The organism is Corynebacterium lowii, from assembly GCF_001412085.1.
GTDB lineage: Bacteria > Actinomycetota > Actinomycetes > Mycobacteriales > Mycobacteriaceae > Corynebacterium > Corynebacterium lowii.
Genome location: NZ_LKEV01000001.1, coordinates 528,882 through 542,084, shown reverse-complemented (window position 1 = coordinate 542,084; position 13,203 = coordinate 528,882). Strand labels below are relative to the sequence as shown.

The following is a 13,203-nucleotide window of genomic DNA, read 5'->3' as shown; positions in this document are numbered from 1 at the left end:
GAAGGCAGATCATGACCACCAAGTACGATAATTCCCAGGCAGCGCAGTGGAACTTTGAGACCCGCTCCATTCACGCCGGACAGGCGGTAGATTCCGATACCGCCTCGCGCAACCAGCCCATTCACCTGACCAGCTCCTACGTGTTCAACTCCGCCGAGCACGCCAAGGAGCGCTTTGCCCTGGAAGATGCCGGCCCCATCTACTCCCGCCTCACCAACCCCACCACCGAGGTTCTGGAAAATCGCCTGGCCTCCCTGGAAGGCGGCACGCACGCCGTGGCCTTTGCCTCCGGGCAGGCCGCCGAGACCGCAGCGATCCTCAACCTCGCCTCTGCGGGCGATCACATCGTGACCTCCCCGCGCCTCTATGGCGGTACCGAAACCCTCTTCCAGGTCACCCTGGCCCGCCTGGGCATCGAGGTCACCTTCGTGGAAAACCCCGATGACCCCGCCTCCTGGGAGGCCGCCGTACGTCCCAATACCAAGGCCTTCTACGGCGAGACCTTCGCCAACCCCCAGGCCGATGTGCTCGATATTCCCACCATCGCCGCCGTGGCCCACGCCCACCAGGTGCCGCTCATCGTGGATAACACCATTGCCACCGCTGCCCTGGTGCGCCCGCTCGACCTCGGCGCAGACATCGTGGTGGCCTCGCTGACCAAGTTCTACACCGGCAATGGCTCCGGCATCGGCGGAATCCTGGTGGACGGCGGCAGCTTCGACTGGACCGTCGAGCGCGACGGCACCCCCGTGTTCCCCTACTTCGTTACTCCCGACGCCGCCTACCACGGCCTCAAGTACGCCGACCTTGGCGACGTCGCTTTCGGCCTTAAGGCGCGCGCGGGCCTGCTGCGCGATACCGGCGCCACGCTCTCCCCCTTCAACGCCTGGATCACCCTCCAAGGCCTCGATACCCTCAGCCTCCGCGTGGAGCGCCACAACGCCAACGCGCAGAAGGTGGCGCAGTTCCTCAGCGAGCAGCCGCAGGTGACCAAGGTGAACTACGCGGGCCTTCCCGCCTCCCCCTGGTATGCCACCAAGGAAAAGTTGGGGCTGGAATACACCGGCTCCGTGCTTTCCTTCGACGTGGAGGGCGGCAAGGACGCGGCGTGGCGCTTTATCGACGCCCTGCGCCTGCACTCCAACCTCGCCAACATCGGAGACGTGCGTTCCCTGGTGGCCCACCCCGCCACCACCACGCACTCGCAGTCCGACGAGCACGGCCTAGAGCGCGCCGGAATCTCGCCCGCTACGATTCGCCTTTCCGTGGGAATCGAGCACATCGACGATATTCTTGCCGATCTGCGCCGCGGGTTTGAGGCGCTGTAGGGGTACCATCAAAGACAACGCCACTCGTTACGGCGAGATCGGAAGCCGCCTCCCCCAGTGCTCCGGCCGGACGACCGGACCTGGGGGAGACGCATATTTAGCGTGATGGAATAATCTCTTTAAGCAAAAACTCCGGTGCAATAGAAACAACTTCCAAGGCCCTCCGCGCCGATAATGCCGCGACTCCATGAACGCTAGCCCACAAGGCTATCGCTCTTTCCTTTGTAAAATCTGGGTTTTCTCGCAAGCAGCAGTCGCACCAATTATCAAGCAATGATAATGACACTGCCCGCAAACCCCTACCACTGGAATTAAGCACATCATGGCGAGTAATCAACTCAAAAGCATCTGGACGGTCAGCAGCATAGCGAACATATGCCACCGCCATTGCCATAAGGCCATCTCCACTTGCATCAATAGAGTCCCTCAGCTCATCCATGCAGCCCTCAGCAATCGCCGCCAACAAAAGGGTTATCGTAGGATAATATCGGCGCGGCGCCCCATGCGAGACTCCACACCGGCGAGCAACTTCACGAATCGTCACCGCTTCAATCCCTCGCTCTTCCAATAAGGCTCGCCCTGCATCGACCAAGCGCTGTTCCAAACCTATAGCCATAGATTCCAGAATGCCGCATCTGCGAATCATTCGCACCTATGGTAGACAGTGTCTACATGGACAACGTTGGAACCGCACTCTTACTCGTGTGCATGAGTTCCATCCTTCACGGAACCTGGAATGCACTACTAAAACGCGCCAAGACATCCAGCATGGTATTTACATGGACATATAGTGCCTGGACAACCCCTCTATGGAGCGCAATTCTCATCTACTCATTAAGCACAGGAACCCTCGGCGCAACATGGTGGCCCGCAACCATCAGCGCAATACTCCACACAACATATGCAGTCATCCTCCAGTGGGCCTACACCAAAGCCCCACTCACAACCGTTTACCCCATATCCAGAGGAATCTCCCCCACCCTTATCACCATCGCTACAATTCCCCGCCTCGGAATGCCGTACCCCACGCAAATCCTTGCCTTACCGATAGTGCTACTTGGAGTTTTACTCTCCCTCACCCCCACCCATTCAAAAACAGTACAAGTACATAATTTATGGCCCGGCCTCATCGTAGCCTCCTGCATTACCTCTTATACCCTGTGGGATTCTTTTTCTGTCTCCCATCTAAACGTAAACATAATTTCATACATAGCACTCTCTTCATTGTTTCAATTCTCAGTACTGACAGCAGCCCTGGTAGCAAAAACGCACCACATCCCCACTGTCACCACCGCTATCTGGAAACAAACCTTCCCCGTATCCATACTCGTACCAACCAGTTACTTCCTAATCCTCGCCGCAATGAACTATGCTCCTCCATCCACAATAAGCGTTCTCCGATGTGCAAATATCGTACTCGGTAGCCTAATCGGAGCATGGATGTTAAAAGAAAAATCAGTAAAAGGTGCTTATTTGGTTTAATCATCATTACCATAGGGGCAGCGCTAAGCATCCACACCCCATGACAGATCCCCCCTCACCATCCACCCTCCTGCTATCATTTAACCCACATCACAACCAGGAGGACTTCACCCATGCAATCACCCCGCTTCATCCGTCACTTCATGCAGATTTGGCCGCCCTACCTGGGCGCCGGAGTGAGAATCAAGGAGATAGCGGAGGACGGCTCCCGCGTTCTAGTCACCCACAAACCCAATAAACTCACCCAAAACATCGTGGGCACCGCCTTCGGCGGCACCATGCTCTCCATGACAGACCCCTTCTTCATGCTCGTGTCCATGTATCAACTGGGCTCGGACTATTACATCTGGGATGTGGGCGCGGAGATTAAGTTCGTCAAGCCGGGGCGCAGCCGTATCAGCGCAGATATTTCGATTGACCCCCAGACCATCGAACTCATCAAGAGCAAAACCGCCGATGGCTCCAAGTATCTGCACTGGTTCGAGGTGGACATCAAGGATGAGGAGGGCAACGTGGTAGCCCACGTGCGCCGCCAGGTGTACTACCGCCGCAAGAAGCACTAGAGAAAGAAAATCGCCCGCACGGCACGGCCTTTCGCTACCATAACGAACCAAGCTGTCTATACAGAGTTGTCTAGCGGAAGGTTCGCCATGAGCCACCTCGCTCCCGAGGGCCTCCTCACCCAGGTGCCCATCGGTACGTTCACCACCGAGGCCGGGGCCACCATTCCCGGCGCGCAGATCGCCTACCAGCGCTGGGGTACTCCCCTGCCCGATCACTCCAATGTCCTGCTCATCGAGCACGCGCTCACCGGTGATTCCCGCGTGGACCAATGGTGGGGCGATCTCTTAGGCCCAGGTCAAGCCCTGGATACGCGCCGTTACTGCATTATCAGCACCAATGTGTTGGGCGGTTGCCAGGGCTCCACCGGCCCTTCCTCCCCGCACCCGGATAGCAGCAACCCTGCCGCACCCGACGTCGCCAGTAAAACCAGCAATACCAGCACCGCCTGGGGTTCCCGCTTCCCCGCCCTCTCCATTAGGGACCAGGTTCATGCGGAACACCTTTTCCTCCGCGCCCTGGGCATTGAGCGCGTGCATGCGATTATCGGCGGCTCGATGGGCGGGGCTCGCACCCTGGAATGGGCGGCCCTGTACCCGGAGTTCCTGCAAGCCGCAGCGGTTTTTGCCGTCTCCGCCCGCGCGAGTGCCTGGCAGATTGGTATTCAATCCGCCCAGATTTCCGCGGTGGAAAATGATCCGCACTGGCATTGCGGGGATTATTACCACACCGGCCAATCCCCCTTAAAAGGTTTAGCCACGGCGCGGCGGATAGCTCACCTGACGTATCGGGGGGAGCTAGAGCTTGATGAGCGCTTTGGCACCTCGGCGCAGGAGGGGGAGAATCCCTGCGGGGCTTATCGCAGCCCGCAGCAGCGCTTTGCGGTGGAAAGTTATCTGGATTACCAGGCGGCTAAACTCGCGGAGCGCTTCGATGCCGGTTCCTACGTCACGCTTACCGACGCCCTGAATCGCCACGACATCGGCCGGGGGCGAGGTGGCTTGAATAAGGCGCTGGGTAATATCTCGGTGCCGATCTTCGTCGCCGGGGTGGACACGGATATTCTCTACCCCTATCACCAGCAGGAGCACCTTTCACGGAATCTGGGCAGGCTGCTGGGCATGTCCAAAATCGTCTCCCCCGTGGGTCACGATGCCTTCTTGGCGGAAACCCGCCAGATGGACCGGATTATCCGCCGTTTCCTCGACCGCGCCGCCGAACTTCCCAGAACTTAAAACGAGGCCTAAGCGGCGCCTAACTGCCCAACGAATCCACCGAGACCGCCAGGAAGGCCATGCAGGCACCCAGGGTGGCGCTAAAGAGGGCGTCGAAACGCCGGGAGCGCACCGCGAAGATGCCCACCACGTGGGAGTCGCAGAGCAGGCGCGCAAGGGCCAGCCAGATCATCGAGGCTCCCAGCCCAAAGGTAGCCCGGCGCCAGTGCTCGGTGAAGGCAAAGAGCGCGCTGGCCACAAGCCCCAGCAGGAAGATCCCCATGATGATCCGCTGCACGGCGCGCGGTAGACGCGAGGGCGGCAGGGCGACGTCGTGGGGATTGTCCAGGTAGGTTTTAGGATTCATCGGCCAGGCGTTCCGCCCGTTCCACGATGTTGGTGAGCAAGAAGGTACGGGTCATGGGGCCAACGCCGCCGGGGTTCGGGGAGATGGCACCGGCGACCTCCCAGCAGTCGGGGTGGACGTCGCCGGTGGTCTTGCCGTCCACGCGGGAGACTCCGACGTCGAGGAGGGCGACGCCCGGCTTAATCATGTCGGCGGTGAGCATGTGGGGCTGGCCTGCGGCGGCGATGATGACGTCGGCAGCGCGGGTTTCGGCGGCCAGGTCCTTGGTGCCGGTGTGGCACAGGGTCACGGTGGAGTTCTCGGAGCGGCGGGTGAGCATGAGGCCGATGGGGCGGCCCACGGTCACGCCGCGGCCGATCACCACGACCTTGGCACCGTTGAGTTCCACGCCAAAGCGGCGCAGCAGTTGAATGGAGCCATTGGGGGTGCACGGCAGGGGCGCGGGTTCACCGAGTACGAGCTTGCCCAGGTTCACCGGGTGCAGGCCATCGGCGTCCTTGGCGGGGTCAATGCGCTCTAGGATGGCGTTCTCATCGAGGTGCTTGGGCAGGGGGAGCTGCACGATGTAGCCGGTGCAGGCGGGGTCGGCGTTGAGTTCGTCGATCACCGCTTCCAGTTCCTCCTGGGTGGTGGATTCCGGGAGGTCACGGCGGATGGAGGTAATGCCCACCTCCTCGCAATCCTTGTGCTTCATGCGCACGTAGTTCTGGCTGCCGGGGTCCTCCCCCACTAGCACGGTGGCTAGGCCGGGGGTGATACCCCGTTCCTTGAGGGCGGCCACGCGGTCACGCAGGTCCTCTATCAGTTCGGCGCGGTAAAGCTTTCCATCGAGTTTCGTCGCAGTCACGGCACCTATTATTCCTGCCTCGCCGCGCACCTACAATGAGGGCCATGCCCGCGCCCTTTCACGTGATCTTTGATAATCCGGTTATCCCCGGCAATACCGGCAATGCCATTCGCCTGTGCGCCAATACCGGAGCGCACCTGCACCTGGTGGAACCCCTGGGGTTCAACTTCGACGATAAGCACCTCAAACGCGCGGGCCTGGATTATCACGACCTCGCAGACGTGCAGATTCACCCCACCCTCAACGCCTGCTTTGCGGCGCTGCCAGGCTCCCGTATCTTTGCCTTTACCTCGTGTTCTAGCACCTGGCACACCTCCGTGGAGTATATGGCTGGCGACGCCCTCCTCTTCGGCACCGAGCCCACGGGGTTACCGGAGGAGCACATGGCTCATCCTCGGGTCACCCAGCGAGTGCGTATCCCCATGCTGCCCGCCAGGCGCTCGATGAACCTTTCTAATTCGGCGTCGATAGCCGTTTTTGAAGCCTGGCGGCAGCTGGGCTTTGAGGGAGCCCTCTAGAGGTTGTTCCCGATCACAGACCAGGCACTTTCCCCCTAATAGACTAAGCGGTACGGTGGCTGCTATCGTGCTAACAGATCACTACAGGATTACGAGGAAAGGACCTCGCCTCATGAAGCTTCGCCGCATTATCGCCGCCGGAGTTGTAGCCACGCTCGCCACCACTGGGCTGGCCGCCTGCTCGAACTCCGATTCTTCTATCCGCATCGGCACCACCGATTCCGCCCGTGGCGCCTGGAAGGTCTTTGAGGATAAGGCCTCCGAGGCCGGAATTAACCTTCAGACCGTGGAGTTCAGCGATTACAGCACGCCGAACGACGCCCTCGCCCAGGGCGAGCTGGACGTTAACCTCTTCCAGCACCTCAAGTTCCTGGCCAACTACAACGTGGGCTCTGACCAAGACCTCACCCCCATCGGTTCCACAGAGATCGTGCCCCTGGCCCTGTTCTGGAAGGATCACTCCAACCTCGATGGCATCGAGGGGCAGAACATCGCCATCCCCAATGACACCGTGAACCAGGGCCGCGCCCTGAACGTGCTGGTGCAGGCCGGTTTGCTCACCTTGAAGTCCCAGGACTTGCTCGATCCCACCCCTGCGGATATTGATGAATCCGCCTCCAAGGTGAGCGTCACCCCCGTGGACGCCGCTCAAACCCCGGTGACCTACGGGGAGGGCCGCCCCTCCATCATCAATAACAACTTCCTGGATCGCGCAGGGATTGATCCCACCTCCTCCATCTACCAGGACGATCCCAATAACAAGCTGGCCGAGCCCTATATCAACGCCTTTGTGACCAAGGCCGAGGATAAGGACAACGAGGACATCGCCAAGCTCGTGGAGATCTGGCACTCCACCGAGGTGCAGGCCGCCGTGGAGGAGGATTCCAAGGGCACCTCCGTGCACGTACAGACCGCCCCCGGCAAACTCCAGGAGATTCTGGACAAGCTGGAAAACGATCTGCGCAGCGCCCAATAATCCCATCACCACAACGCAGGTACATCTATGACTGAAACACCCCGCACCGGAACCCGCATTGAGTTCCGCAATACCACCAAGGTATTTCCCGCCAAGGCCCGCAACCAGGCCAAGGACACCACCGCCGTGGATAACGTCACTCTCACCGTGGAGCCCGGCGAAATCCTGGGCGTGATCGGCTATTCCGGCGCGGGTAAATCCACCCTCGTGCGTCTTATCAATGGCCTCGATCAAGCCACCTCCGGGGAATTGCTCTTAGACGGCACGAATATCGTGGGCATGCCAGAAAGCCAATTGCGCACCATTCGGCGCAAGATCGGCATGATCTTCCAGCAATTCAACCTCTTTACCTCCCGCACCGCAGCCGGGAATATCGAATACCCGCTGAAACTCGCTGGCGTGCCCAAGGAGGAGCGTAAAAAACGAGTGGATGAATTGCTGCATTTTGTGGGGCTGGGCGATAAAGGCGGGAATTACCCCGAACAGCTTTCCGGCGGTCAGAAACAGCGCGTGGGCATCGCCCGCGCCCTGGCCACCAACCCCTCGCTTTTGCTTGCTGACGAGGCCACCTCCGCCCTCGACCCCGAGACCACCCATGACGTGCTGGAATTGCTGCGCCGGGTGAATCAGGAACTCGGCATCACCATCGTGGTGATTACGCACGAGATGGAGGTGGTGCGCTCCATCGCGGACAAGGTGGCCGTGATGGAAGGCGGCCGCGTGGTGGAATACGGCAGCGTGTACGAGGTGTTCTCGCAGCCGCGCACGGAGGTGGCGGGGCGCTTCGTGGCGACGTCGCTACGCAACACCCCCGACCACGTGGAGGCCGCCGATCTGCTCGCCCACGAGGGCCGCCTGTTCACCATCGAACTCACCGAGGATTCCGGCTTCTTCGCCGCCGCAGCCACCGCCCGCAACGCGGGGGTGCGCATCTCCATCGTTCACGGTGGCGTGACCACCCTCCAGCAGCACAGTTTTGGCAAGATGACCGTTCGCCTCAGCGGCCCGGAGGACGCCGTAGAAGCATTCCGGGCCACCTTGGCGGAAAGCACGACCATCCAGGAGATCACCCGATGACCACCACTACGCTCGCCGCCGACTGGGACCGCCTGGGCGATACCTTCCTCACCGCCATTGCCGATACGCTCATCATGGTTTCCATCACCATGATTCTTTCCGGGCTCTTGGGCCTGGCCGTGGGTGTGCTGCTTTATACCACCCGCTCGGGCGGTATTCTGAAAAACTCTGCCGTATATGCCACGCTTAATTTGCTGGTGAACTTCGTGCGCCCCATTCCCTTCATCATTCTTATTGCGGCCTTTAAGCCACTGACCGTAGCGGTGATGGGCACTTCCGTGGGGCGCGACGCCGGTATCTTCATGATGGTTATTGCCGCCACTTTCACCGTGGCGCGCATTGTGGAACAAAACCTCGTGGCCATTGACCCCGGCGTTATTGAGGCCGCCCGCTCTATGGGCGCAAGCCCCTGGAAAATCATTACCTCCGTGATTATCCCCGAGGCATTAGGCCCGCTGGTTCTGGGATACACCTTTATCTTTATTGCCATCGTGGATATGTCCGCGATGGTGGGCTACATCGGCGGCGGCGGCCTGGGCGACTTTGCCATCGTGTACGGTTACCGCGCCTTTGATAATGAGGCCATGTACGTGGCCGTTATCGCCATCGTCATTCTGGTGCAGGCCGCCCAGTTCCTGGGCAACTGGCTCTCCAAGAAGATCATGCGCCGCTAACTGCGCCCGCTTATCGACGCCCCCGCTACCCTGCCGCGTTGCAGGTGGCGGGGGTTTCTTTGTGGTATAGAGTACCCCTCTCCTTCAGCATGCTAGGAATACTCTGTGCATGAGATTACAGTTCCCTCATTGTTCATCTAAAGTTCTACCATTCATCACCAAAAAGTCACCTTCGTGGTGTGTTATCTGAATCAGAGTCAGATTCCACCCAGACTCTTCCCACTCTCTCGCCTTAAGGAGGCACACACCATGTCCATCCGCACTAAGTTCACCCGTAGCCTAGCGGCTACCGCTCTGTCCGGTGCCGTCATCGCCGGCGGCGCCACCGCAGCGCTAGCTGCTGTTTCGCATGTCGATGGTGGCACCTGGTACCACGGCGTCAATGACAAGAATGTTTACTCGAATTACTACCATGCTGGCGCAAAGCATGCTTCTTCTGTTCAGGGAAAGTTCAAAGCAGATAGCGGGTGCGTTACTCCTGGAAAAACCTCATACGCATCTGCACCTAAGCGCTGGTACGCCAAGGACACCGCATATTACCGTTTCTGCTAATTCCTCGCCCGCTGCCTCGCTGCGTTGATTCCATCAACGCAGCGAGGCCCTATCTTTAGGAAGATCATGTCCCATTTATTGCGCGTATCCACCGTCATACTCTTCCTTCTCTCTTTCCTCATCGCCTTTCCTCTCGCTCACCTCCGCGATAGCGACCTCGGCTCCGCTACTCGGCAGGTTTTCCTCATCGAGGAATCGTCAGGAGAAACATCTCCCCAGCAATTCCGAGATAGCCTCATCGAGTATGCTGAGGAACATCACATCACCATCGGGCTCAATTACGTTGAAGCCACGTCCACAGACACCAACCGTCACCTCTACGTTGCCGCCGGGGAAGATTCCTCCACGATGGCCCAGTGGTTGCATTCTGGTTATGAGGGCTTCGATCCCAAGGTAGAGGTCACCGTCTCTCCGCTATCAGAGAAAGAGCTCACCGATGCCGGAGGCGACTACCACGTTGCCGGCAGCCCCGAGGAATACCAAGCACTTCAGCGCTACGTGGAGAGCATGGGATTTACTGTATCCCCCTATGACATAAATTGGGCCTACTTCCTAGATCATCCTATTGTCATCACCATCATCGCCATGATGTTCCTCATCGCCACGCTCACCCTCGGTGGGGTGCTTCTTCGGGCGCGGGACTACGCTATCCGCCGTATTCACGGGCACGGGATATGGGCACTTATCGCGCGCGATCTCCGCGACCTCCTCCCCACGGCCTTACTTTCCCTTTTCATCAGCGTTGTACTCAGCGGGATAGCCCTCTATTTCTATAACGGCCTGAGCCTTGTGGGACTGTACCTCCAAGGAGTTCTCGCGCTGCTCCTCTGCGGTGGGATTGTTCTTCTGGTTAGCCTGCTCATGGGAATCGCTCTCCTACATCTCATCGCCCTGATTCCGGCGCTGAGCGGAAAAATACCCGGCCTGCCCACCACCATTGGCGCCTATGCGCTGCGCCTCTGCGCTCTCGTGGTCACCCTTACCGCCGTGGGCTCTGTGGTCTCCACCGCCATAGAGATACAGCACCAAAACAACCAAGAAAAGGCCTGGCGCTCCCATGCCAGGGCAGAAATCATGAGGATCGCCAACCGTATCGGAGAGATTGACCCCCATGTCGCCCCAGCCCTGCGCGAGGCGGATAAAAATAATGAGCTGCTCATGGCAGAGATCAACCTGGGGAATACCGGCAACCCTGAATATATCCTCGCCAATTCCCTCTTTGCGGAGCAGGAGGTTGCCCTGCCGCCCCAAGAAGCCCCCACTCAGGGGGAAGCACTGCTCGTCATTCCCGAGGGAACCTCTCAAGAACTCATAGAAAGTGCTCGTGAGGGTATCTACTGGCAAGCCGAGTACGCGGAAATACCCGCCCCCACCATCAGGGAAAAGACCATTCCCGGCGATACCGAGGTATTTACCTACGCCACCTCCTTTGGGCACACCGCAGCCGATAGCCTCGTGAGCGGGCTGCCCATCGCCGTGCTCTCACGTGGCCTCGAAGGACTAGCCGACCGCAATCTCGTATCCGGCGCCACGCAATCAAATGTGCTCACCACCGGCGCCGAGGCGACCCAAAAGATCATTGACGATCCCCAGGCAGGCCCCTTCATCGGTGGACACCTCACGGCCTTCTCCCAATGGGAGGATTCGCATACCCAGGCCAGGGATCATCTGAGGCTCCAAGCAATCAACCTGGTGATTCTTATTCTGGTGGTCACTGCCTACGTGGTGGGGTCGGCTGCGGTCTATCAGGTACGCCACCGGCAGCGCCTCACCGTCACGGACCTCATGGGGCGTTCCCCGTGGCGAGCTCGTTCCAGCCTCCTCATCGTGGAAGCTCTGTTTCTCCTCGTACCCCTCGCCTGGTTGGTACGGCGGCAATATACCTATGAGCAGTTTTCCCACTACCCCATAGGCCAAGACGTACTCCGCACAATGGCTGTCACCCCGGAGCTCATCGCCGCCATCATCGCCATCTCGGCGCTCTGGACTATCACCTGCCTAGCCATGTCCGCTTACTTTGGCCGCATCTATTCGCGCACCCCCGCTCACTAGGAAGGCACACCTCATGTCTCACGCTATTACCGTCTCTCACCTGGCAAAGTCCTTCGGCTCCCGCACTCTGTGGAAGGAGGTGGAGTTCTCCTGCCCCCAGGGTTCCATCACAGCGCTGACCGGCCCCTCGGGCAGCGGAAAGTCCACCCTGCTCAACTGCATCGGCACGCTGGATACCGCCGATTCCGGCACAATCGTGGCAGCTGGGACCGATATTCAAAGCCTCTCGGCTGGAAAACGCCGCGCGTTCCGCAAACACTCACTGGGCTTTCTTTTTCAGGATTACGCCCTCATTCCCGATAAAACCGTGGAATACAATATCCACCTCGCCACGGTAAATCGGGAGCAAAAGGCCCGCCTCGATTCCGCGCTAGAAACAGTGGGGCTCAGCGGTTACCGCAAGCGCGTGGTTCACGAACTCTCCGGTGGCGAGCAGCAGCGCGTGGCCCTGGCCCGTATCCTGGCCCGTCAGCCCCAGATCATTCTGGCCGATGAACCCACCGGCGCACTCGATCCCATTAACGGGGCCAACGTGGTCAAGCAGTTGCGTTCCCTGGCGGACCAAGGTGCCACCGTGGTGATTGCCACCCACGCCGCCGAGGTGCGCGATGCCGCCGATCAACACATTGACCTCGGCCAATTCCTCGCCGCTGCCTAAACCGCCACCCACACCCGCGCGGTCTTGGGCCTAGCCCCACAGGAGGCCACCACCCCTGGTACCTCTCGTTGTTCGAGGGGCACCTCCCAGGTGCGGCCGTCGCGGTGCCGCACCTCCACGGCCTCCCCGGGGGAATCGCTCACGGTGAGGTCACCGTAATGCAGTGCCTCCCCGGCGTCGATAAGCCTGCGCGCCACGTGGAGTTCCGCCACCTGTCCGCGCGGGCCGTAGAGCCCGCTGCCCCGGTTGGCGGGATAGAAGAATCTGCCGGTAAGCGCGTGTTCCAGCAGGTCACGCCCAGCCTGGGGGTTGAGTTCACCGAAGGAATATCCCCAGGGCATGAGCAACACCGAGGGGGCAAAGCGGTGGCCTTTGGTGTGTGAGGTCTCCCACACCAGCCCCGAGGGAAAAGTAGCGGCCAGTTCCGCCGCGAGGGGGCGGCCCTTGACCGCGCAGCACACGTCGCGGCGGCCATGCGTGCACACCAGCATCAGGGGCGTATCCACTCGTTGCCCACCGTTGCGCCCCGGCCCGCTGAGGTCGAGGGCGAGGAGATCCACGGGGGCGTCGAGAAGCAATAGCTCCATTTGCCCCGTGCGCGCCCACACCAGGTAGCAGCGGTGGCGCGCGCCGATGCGCTGCCCCTCGCGGCCGGGGCGGCGGATTAATTGGAGTGCGGCTTTTCCTTTTAATGCGGCCTTTATCTGGGCACTGAGTTCGGGGCCAAAGGTGCCGCCGTCGAGCACATCGCGGGACCAGCCTCCGGGCCATTCAAAGAGCACATATACGTCCCCTTTCTTGGCCGTTCCCGGCAGGGGTTCACCGTGTATATCGGAGCAGCGCTGGGCCACAGTCTCGGCATCGCTGTGAACAGCGCACATGCGCGCACCCCCTTGC

15 protein-coding genes are annotated in these 13,203 nt (G+C 60.1%); 11 read left to right on the top strand and 4 right to left on the bottom strand.

The window, feature by feature from the left end; genetic code table 11:
- Positions 1-11: 11 nt before the first annotated feature.
- Positions 12-1,328 carry an O-acetylhomoserine/O-acetylserine sulfhydrylase gene (locus tag Clow_RS02645; protein WP_055175821.1) on the top strand — a complete coding sequence of 439 codons (1,317 nt, stop codon included), beginning with the start codon at positions 12-14 and terminating at the stop codon, positions 1,326-1,328.
- 97 nt (positions 1,329-1,425) lie between these two features.
- Here Clow_RS02645 and Clow_RS11290 read toward each other — a convergent pair whose 3' ends face one another.
- Positions 1,426-1,944 (bottom strand): TetR/AcrR family transcriptional regulator, encoded by a 519-nt coding sequence (locus Clow_RS11290; RefSeq protein WP_082418479.1) that lies wholly within the window; start codon positions 1,942-1,944, stop codon positions 1,426-1,428.
- Between the two features lie 92 nt (positions 1,945-2,036).
- Here Clow_RS11290 and Clow_RS11630 point away from each other — a divergent pair, with 92 nt between their 5' ends.
- From Clow_RS11630 to metX, 3 genes are all read left to right on the top strand, one after another.
- The gene (locus Clow_RS11630) at positions 2,037-2,810 is read left to right on the top strand and encodes a hypothetical protein (protein ID WP_156334544.1); all 774 of its coding nucleotides are present in this window, start codon (positions 2,037-2,039) and stop codon (positions 2,808-2,810) included.
- A gap of 113 nt (positions 2,811-2,923) precedes the next feature.
- Positions 2,924-3,373 (top strand): DUF4442 domain-containing protein, encoded by a 450-nt coding sequence (locus Clow_RS02640; protein ID WP_055175819.1) that lies wholly within the window; start codon positions 2,924-2,926, stop codon positions 3,371-3,373.
- Positions 3,374-3,460: 87 nt separating this feature from the next.
- Positions 3,461-4,606: a homoserine O-acetyltransferase MetX gene (metX, locus tag Clow_RS02635; protein WP_055175816.1), complete on the top strand. Its 1,146-nt coding sequence runs from the start codon at positions 3,461-3,463 to the stop codon at positions 4,604-4,606.
- Positions 4,607-4,625: 19 nt separating this feature from the next.
- Here the strand turns inward: metX and Clow_RS02630 are convergent, their stop codons facing one another.
- Together Clow_RS02630 and Clow_RS02625 are read right to left on the bottom strand one after the other, a co-directional pair.
- Positions 4,626-4,952 (bottom strand): DUF3017 domain-containing protein, encoded by a 327-nt coding sequence (locus Clow_RS02630; RefSeq protein ID WP_055175813.1) that lies wholly within the window; start codon positions 4,950-4,952, stop codon positions 4,626-4,628.
- Entirely contained in the window at positions 4,942-5,799 is an 858-nt protein-coding gene (locus tag Clow_RS02625) for a bifunctional methylenetetrahydrofolate dehydrogenase/methenyltetrahydrofolate cyclohydrolase (protein ID WP_156334542.1), read from the bottom strand. The genes Clow_RS02630 and Clow_RS02625 overlap by 11 nt, the downstream gene beginning before the upstream one ends.
- 44 nt (positions 5,800-5,843) lie before the next feature.
- Between Clow_RS02625 and Clow_RS02620 the strand changes: the two genes are divergently transcribed.
- The 7 genes from Clow_RS02620 (at position 5,844) to Clow_RS02595 (ending at position 12,306) form a co-directional block, all read left to right on the top strand.
- Entirely contained in the window at positions 5,844-6,317 is a 474-nt protein-coding gene (locus Clow_RS02620; RefSeq protein WP_055175809.1) for a tRNA (cytidine(34)-2'-O)-methyltransferase, read from the top strand.
- Between the two features lie 112 nt (positions 6,318-6,429).
- Positions 6,430-7,293 (top strand): MetQ/NlpA family ABC transporter substrate-binding protein, encoded by an 864-nt coding sequence (locus tag Clow_RS02615; protein WP_055175806.1) that lies wholly within the window; start codon positions 6,430-6,432, stop codon positions 7,291-7,293.
- A gap of 27 nt (positions 7,294-7,320) precedes the next feature.
- A complete protein-coding gene (locus Clow_RS02610) occupies positions 7,321-8,370 on the top strand; it encodes a methionine ABC transporter ATP-binding protein (RefSeq protein WP_055175803.1) in 1,050 nt (349 codons plus the stop codon).
- Positions 8,367-9,044 (top strand): methionine ABC transporter permease, encoded by a 678-nt coding sequence (locus tag Clow_RS02605; RefSeq protein ID WP_055175801.1) that lies wholly within the window; start codon positions 8,367-8,369, stop codon positions 9,042-9,044. The genes Clow_RS02610 and Clow_RS02605 overlap by 4 nt, the downstream gene beginning before the upstream one ends.
- A 249-nt stretch (positions 9,045-9,293) precedes the next feature.
- Positions 9,294-9,596, top strand: coding sequence for a lactococcin 972 family bacteriocin (locus Clow_RS11285; protein WP_082418478.1), 303 nt, complete (start codon positions 9,294-9,296; stop codon positions 9,594-9,596).
- Positions 9,597-9,662: 66 nt separating this feature from the next.
- Positions 9,663-11,648, top strand: coding sequence for a hypothetical protein (locus tag Clow_RS02600; RefSeq protein WP_055175798.1), 1,986 nt, complete (start codon positions 9,663-9,665; stop codon positions 11,646-11,648).
- A 13-nt stretch (positions 11,649-11,661) separates the two neighbouring features.
- Positions 11,662-12,306 (top strand): ABC transporter ATP-binding protein, encoded by a 645-nt coding sequence (locus Clow_RS02595; RefSeq protein WP_055175795.1) that lies wholly within the window; start codon positions 11,662-11,664, stop codon positions 12,304-12,306.
- Here Clow_RS02595 and Clow_RS02590 read toward each other — a convergent pair.
- Positions 12,303-13,187: a ferredoxin family protein gene (locus Clow_RS02590; protein ID WP_082418477.1), complete on the bottom strand. Its 885-nt coding sequence runs from the start codon at positions 13,185-13,187 to the stop codon at positions 12,303-12,305. The two genes, Clow_RS02595 and Clow_RS02590, sit on opposite strands and share 4 nt — an antisense overlap.
- Positions 13,188-13,203: the final 16 nt, after the last annotated feature.

Bases quoted from the DNA above. Each gene is read 5' to 3' on its own strand.
- Clow_RS02645 (WP_055175821.1), top strand. From the start codon at position 12: ATGACCACCAAGTACGATAATTCCCAGGCAGCGCAGTGGAACTTTGAG.
- Clow_RS11290 (WP_082418479.1), bottom strand. From the start codon at position 1,944: ATGGCTATAGGTTTGGAACAGCGCTTGGTCGATGCAGGGCGAGCCTTA.
- Clow_RS11630 (WP_156334544.1), top strand. From the start codon at position 2,037: ATGAGTTCCATCCTTCACGGAACCTGGAATGCACTACTAAAACGCGCC.
- Clow_RS02640 (WP_055175819.1), top strand. From the start codon at position 2,924: ATGCAATCACCCCGCTTCATCCGTCACTTCATGCAGATTTGGCCGCCC.
- metX (WP_055175816.1), top strand. From the start codon at position 3,461: ATGAGCCACCTCGCTCCCGAGGGCCTCCTCACCCAGGTGCCCATCGGT.
- Clow_RS02630 (WP_055175813.1), bottom strand. From the start codon at position 4,952: ATGAATCCTAAAACCTACCTGGACAATCCCCACGACGTCGCCCTGCCG.
- Clow_RS02620 (WP_055175809.1), top strand. From the start codon at position 5,844: ATGCCCGCGCCCTTTCACGTGATCTTTGATAATCCGGTTATCCCCGGC.
- Clow_RS02615 (WP_055175806.1), top strand. From the start codon at position 6,430: ATGAAGCTTCGCCGCATTATCGCCGCCGGAGTTGTAGCCACGCTCGCC.
- Clow_RS02610 (WP_055175803.1), top strand. From the start codon at position 7,321: ATGACTGAAACACCCCGCACCGGAACCCGCATTGAGTTCCGCAATACC.
- Clow_RS02605 (WP_055175801.1), top strand. From the start codon at position 8,367: ATGACCACCACTACGCTCGCCGCCGACTGGGACCGCCTGGGCGATACC.
- Clow_RS11285 (WP_082418478.1), top strand. From the start codon at position 9,294: ATGTCCATCCGCACTAAGTTCACCCGTAGCCTAGCGGCTACCGCTCTG.
- Clow_RS02600 (WP_055175798.1), top strand. From the start codon at position 9,663: ATGTCCCATTTATTGCGCGTATCCACCGTCATACTCTTCCTTCTCTCT.
- Clow_RS02595 (WP_055175795.1), top strand. From the start codon at position 11,662: ATGTCTCACGCTATTACCGTCTCTCACCTGGCAAAGTCCTTCGGCTCC.
- Clow_RS02590 (WP_082418477.1), bottom strand. From the start codon at position 13,187: ATGTGCGCTGTTCACAGCGATGCCGAGACTGTGGCCCAGCGCTGCTCC.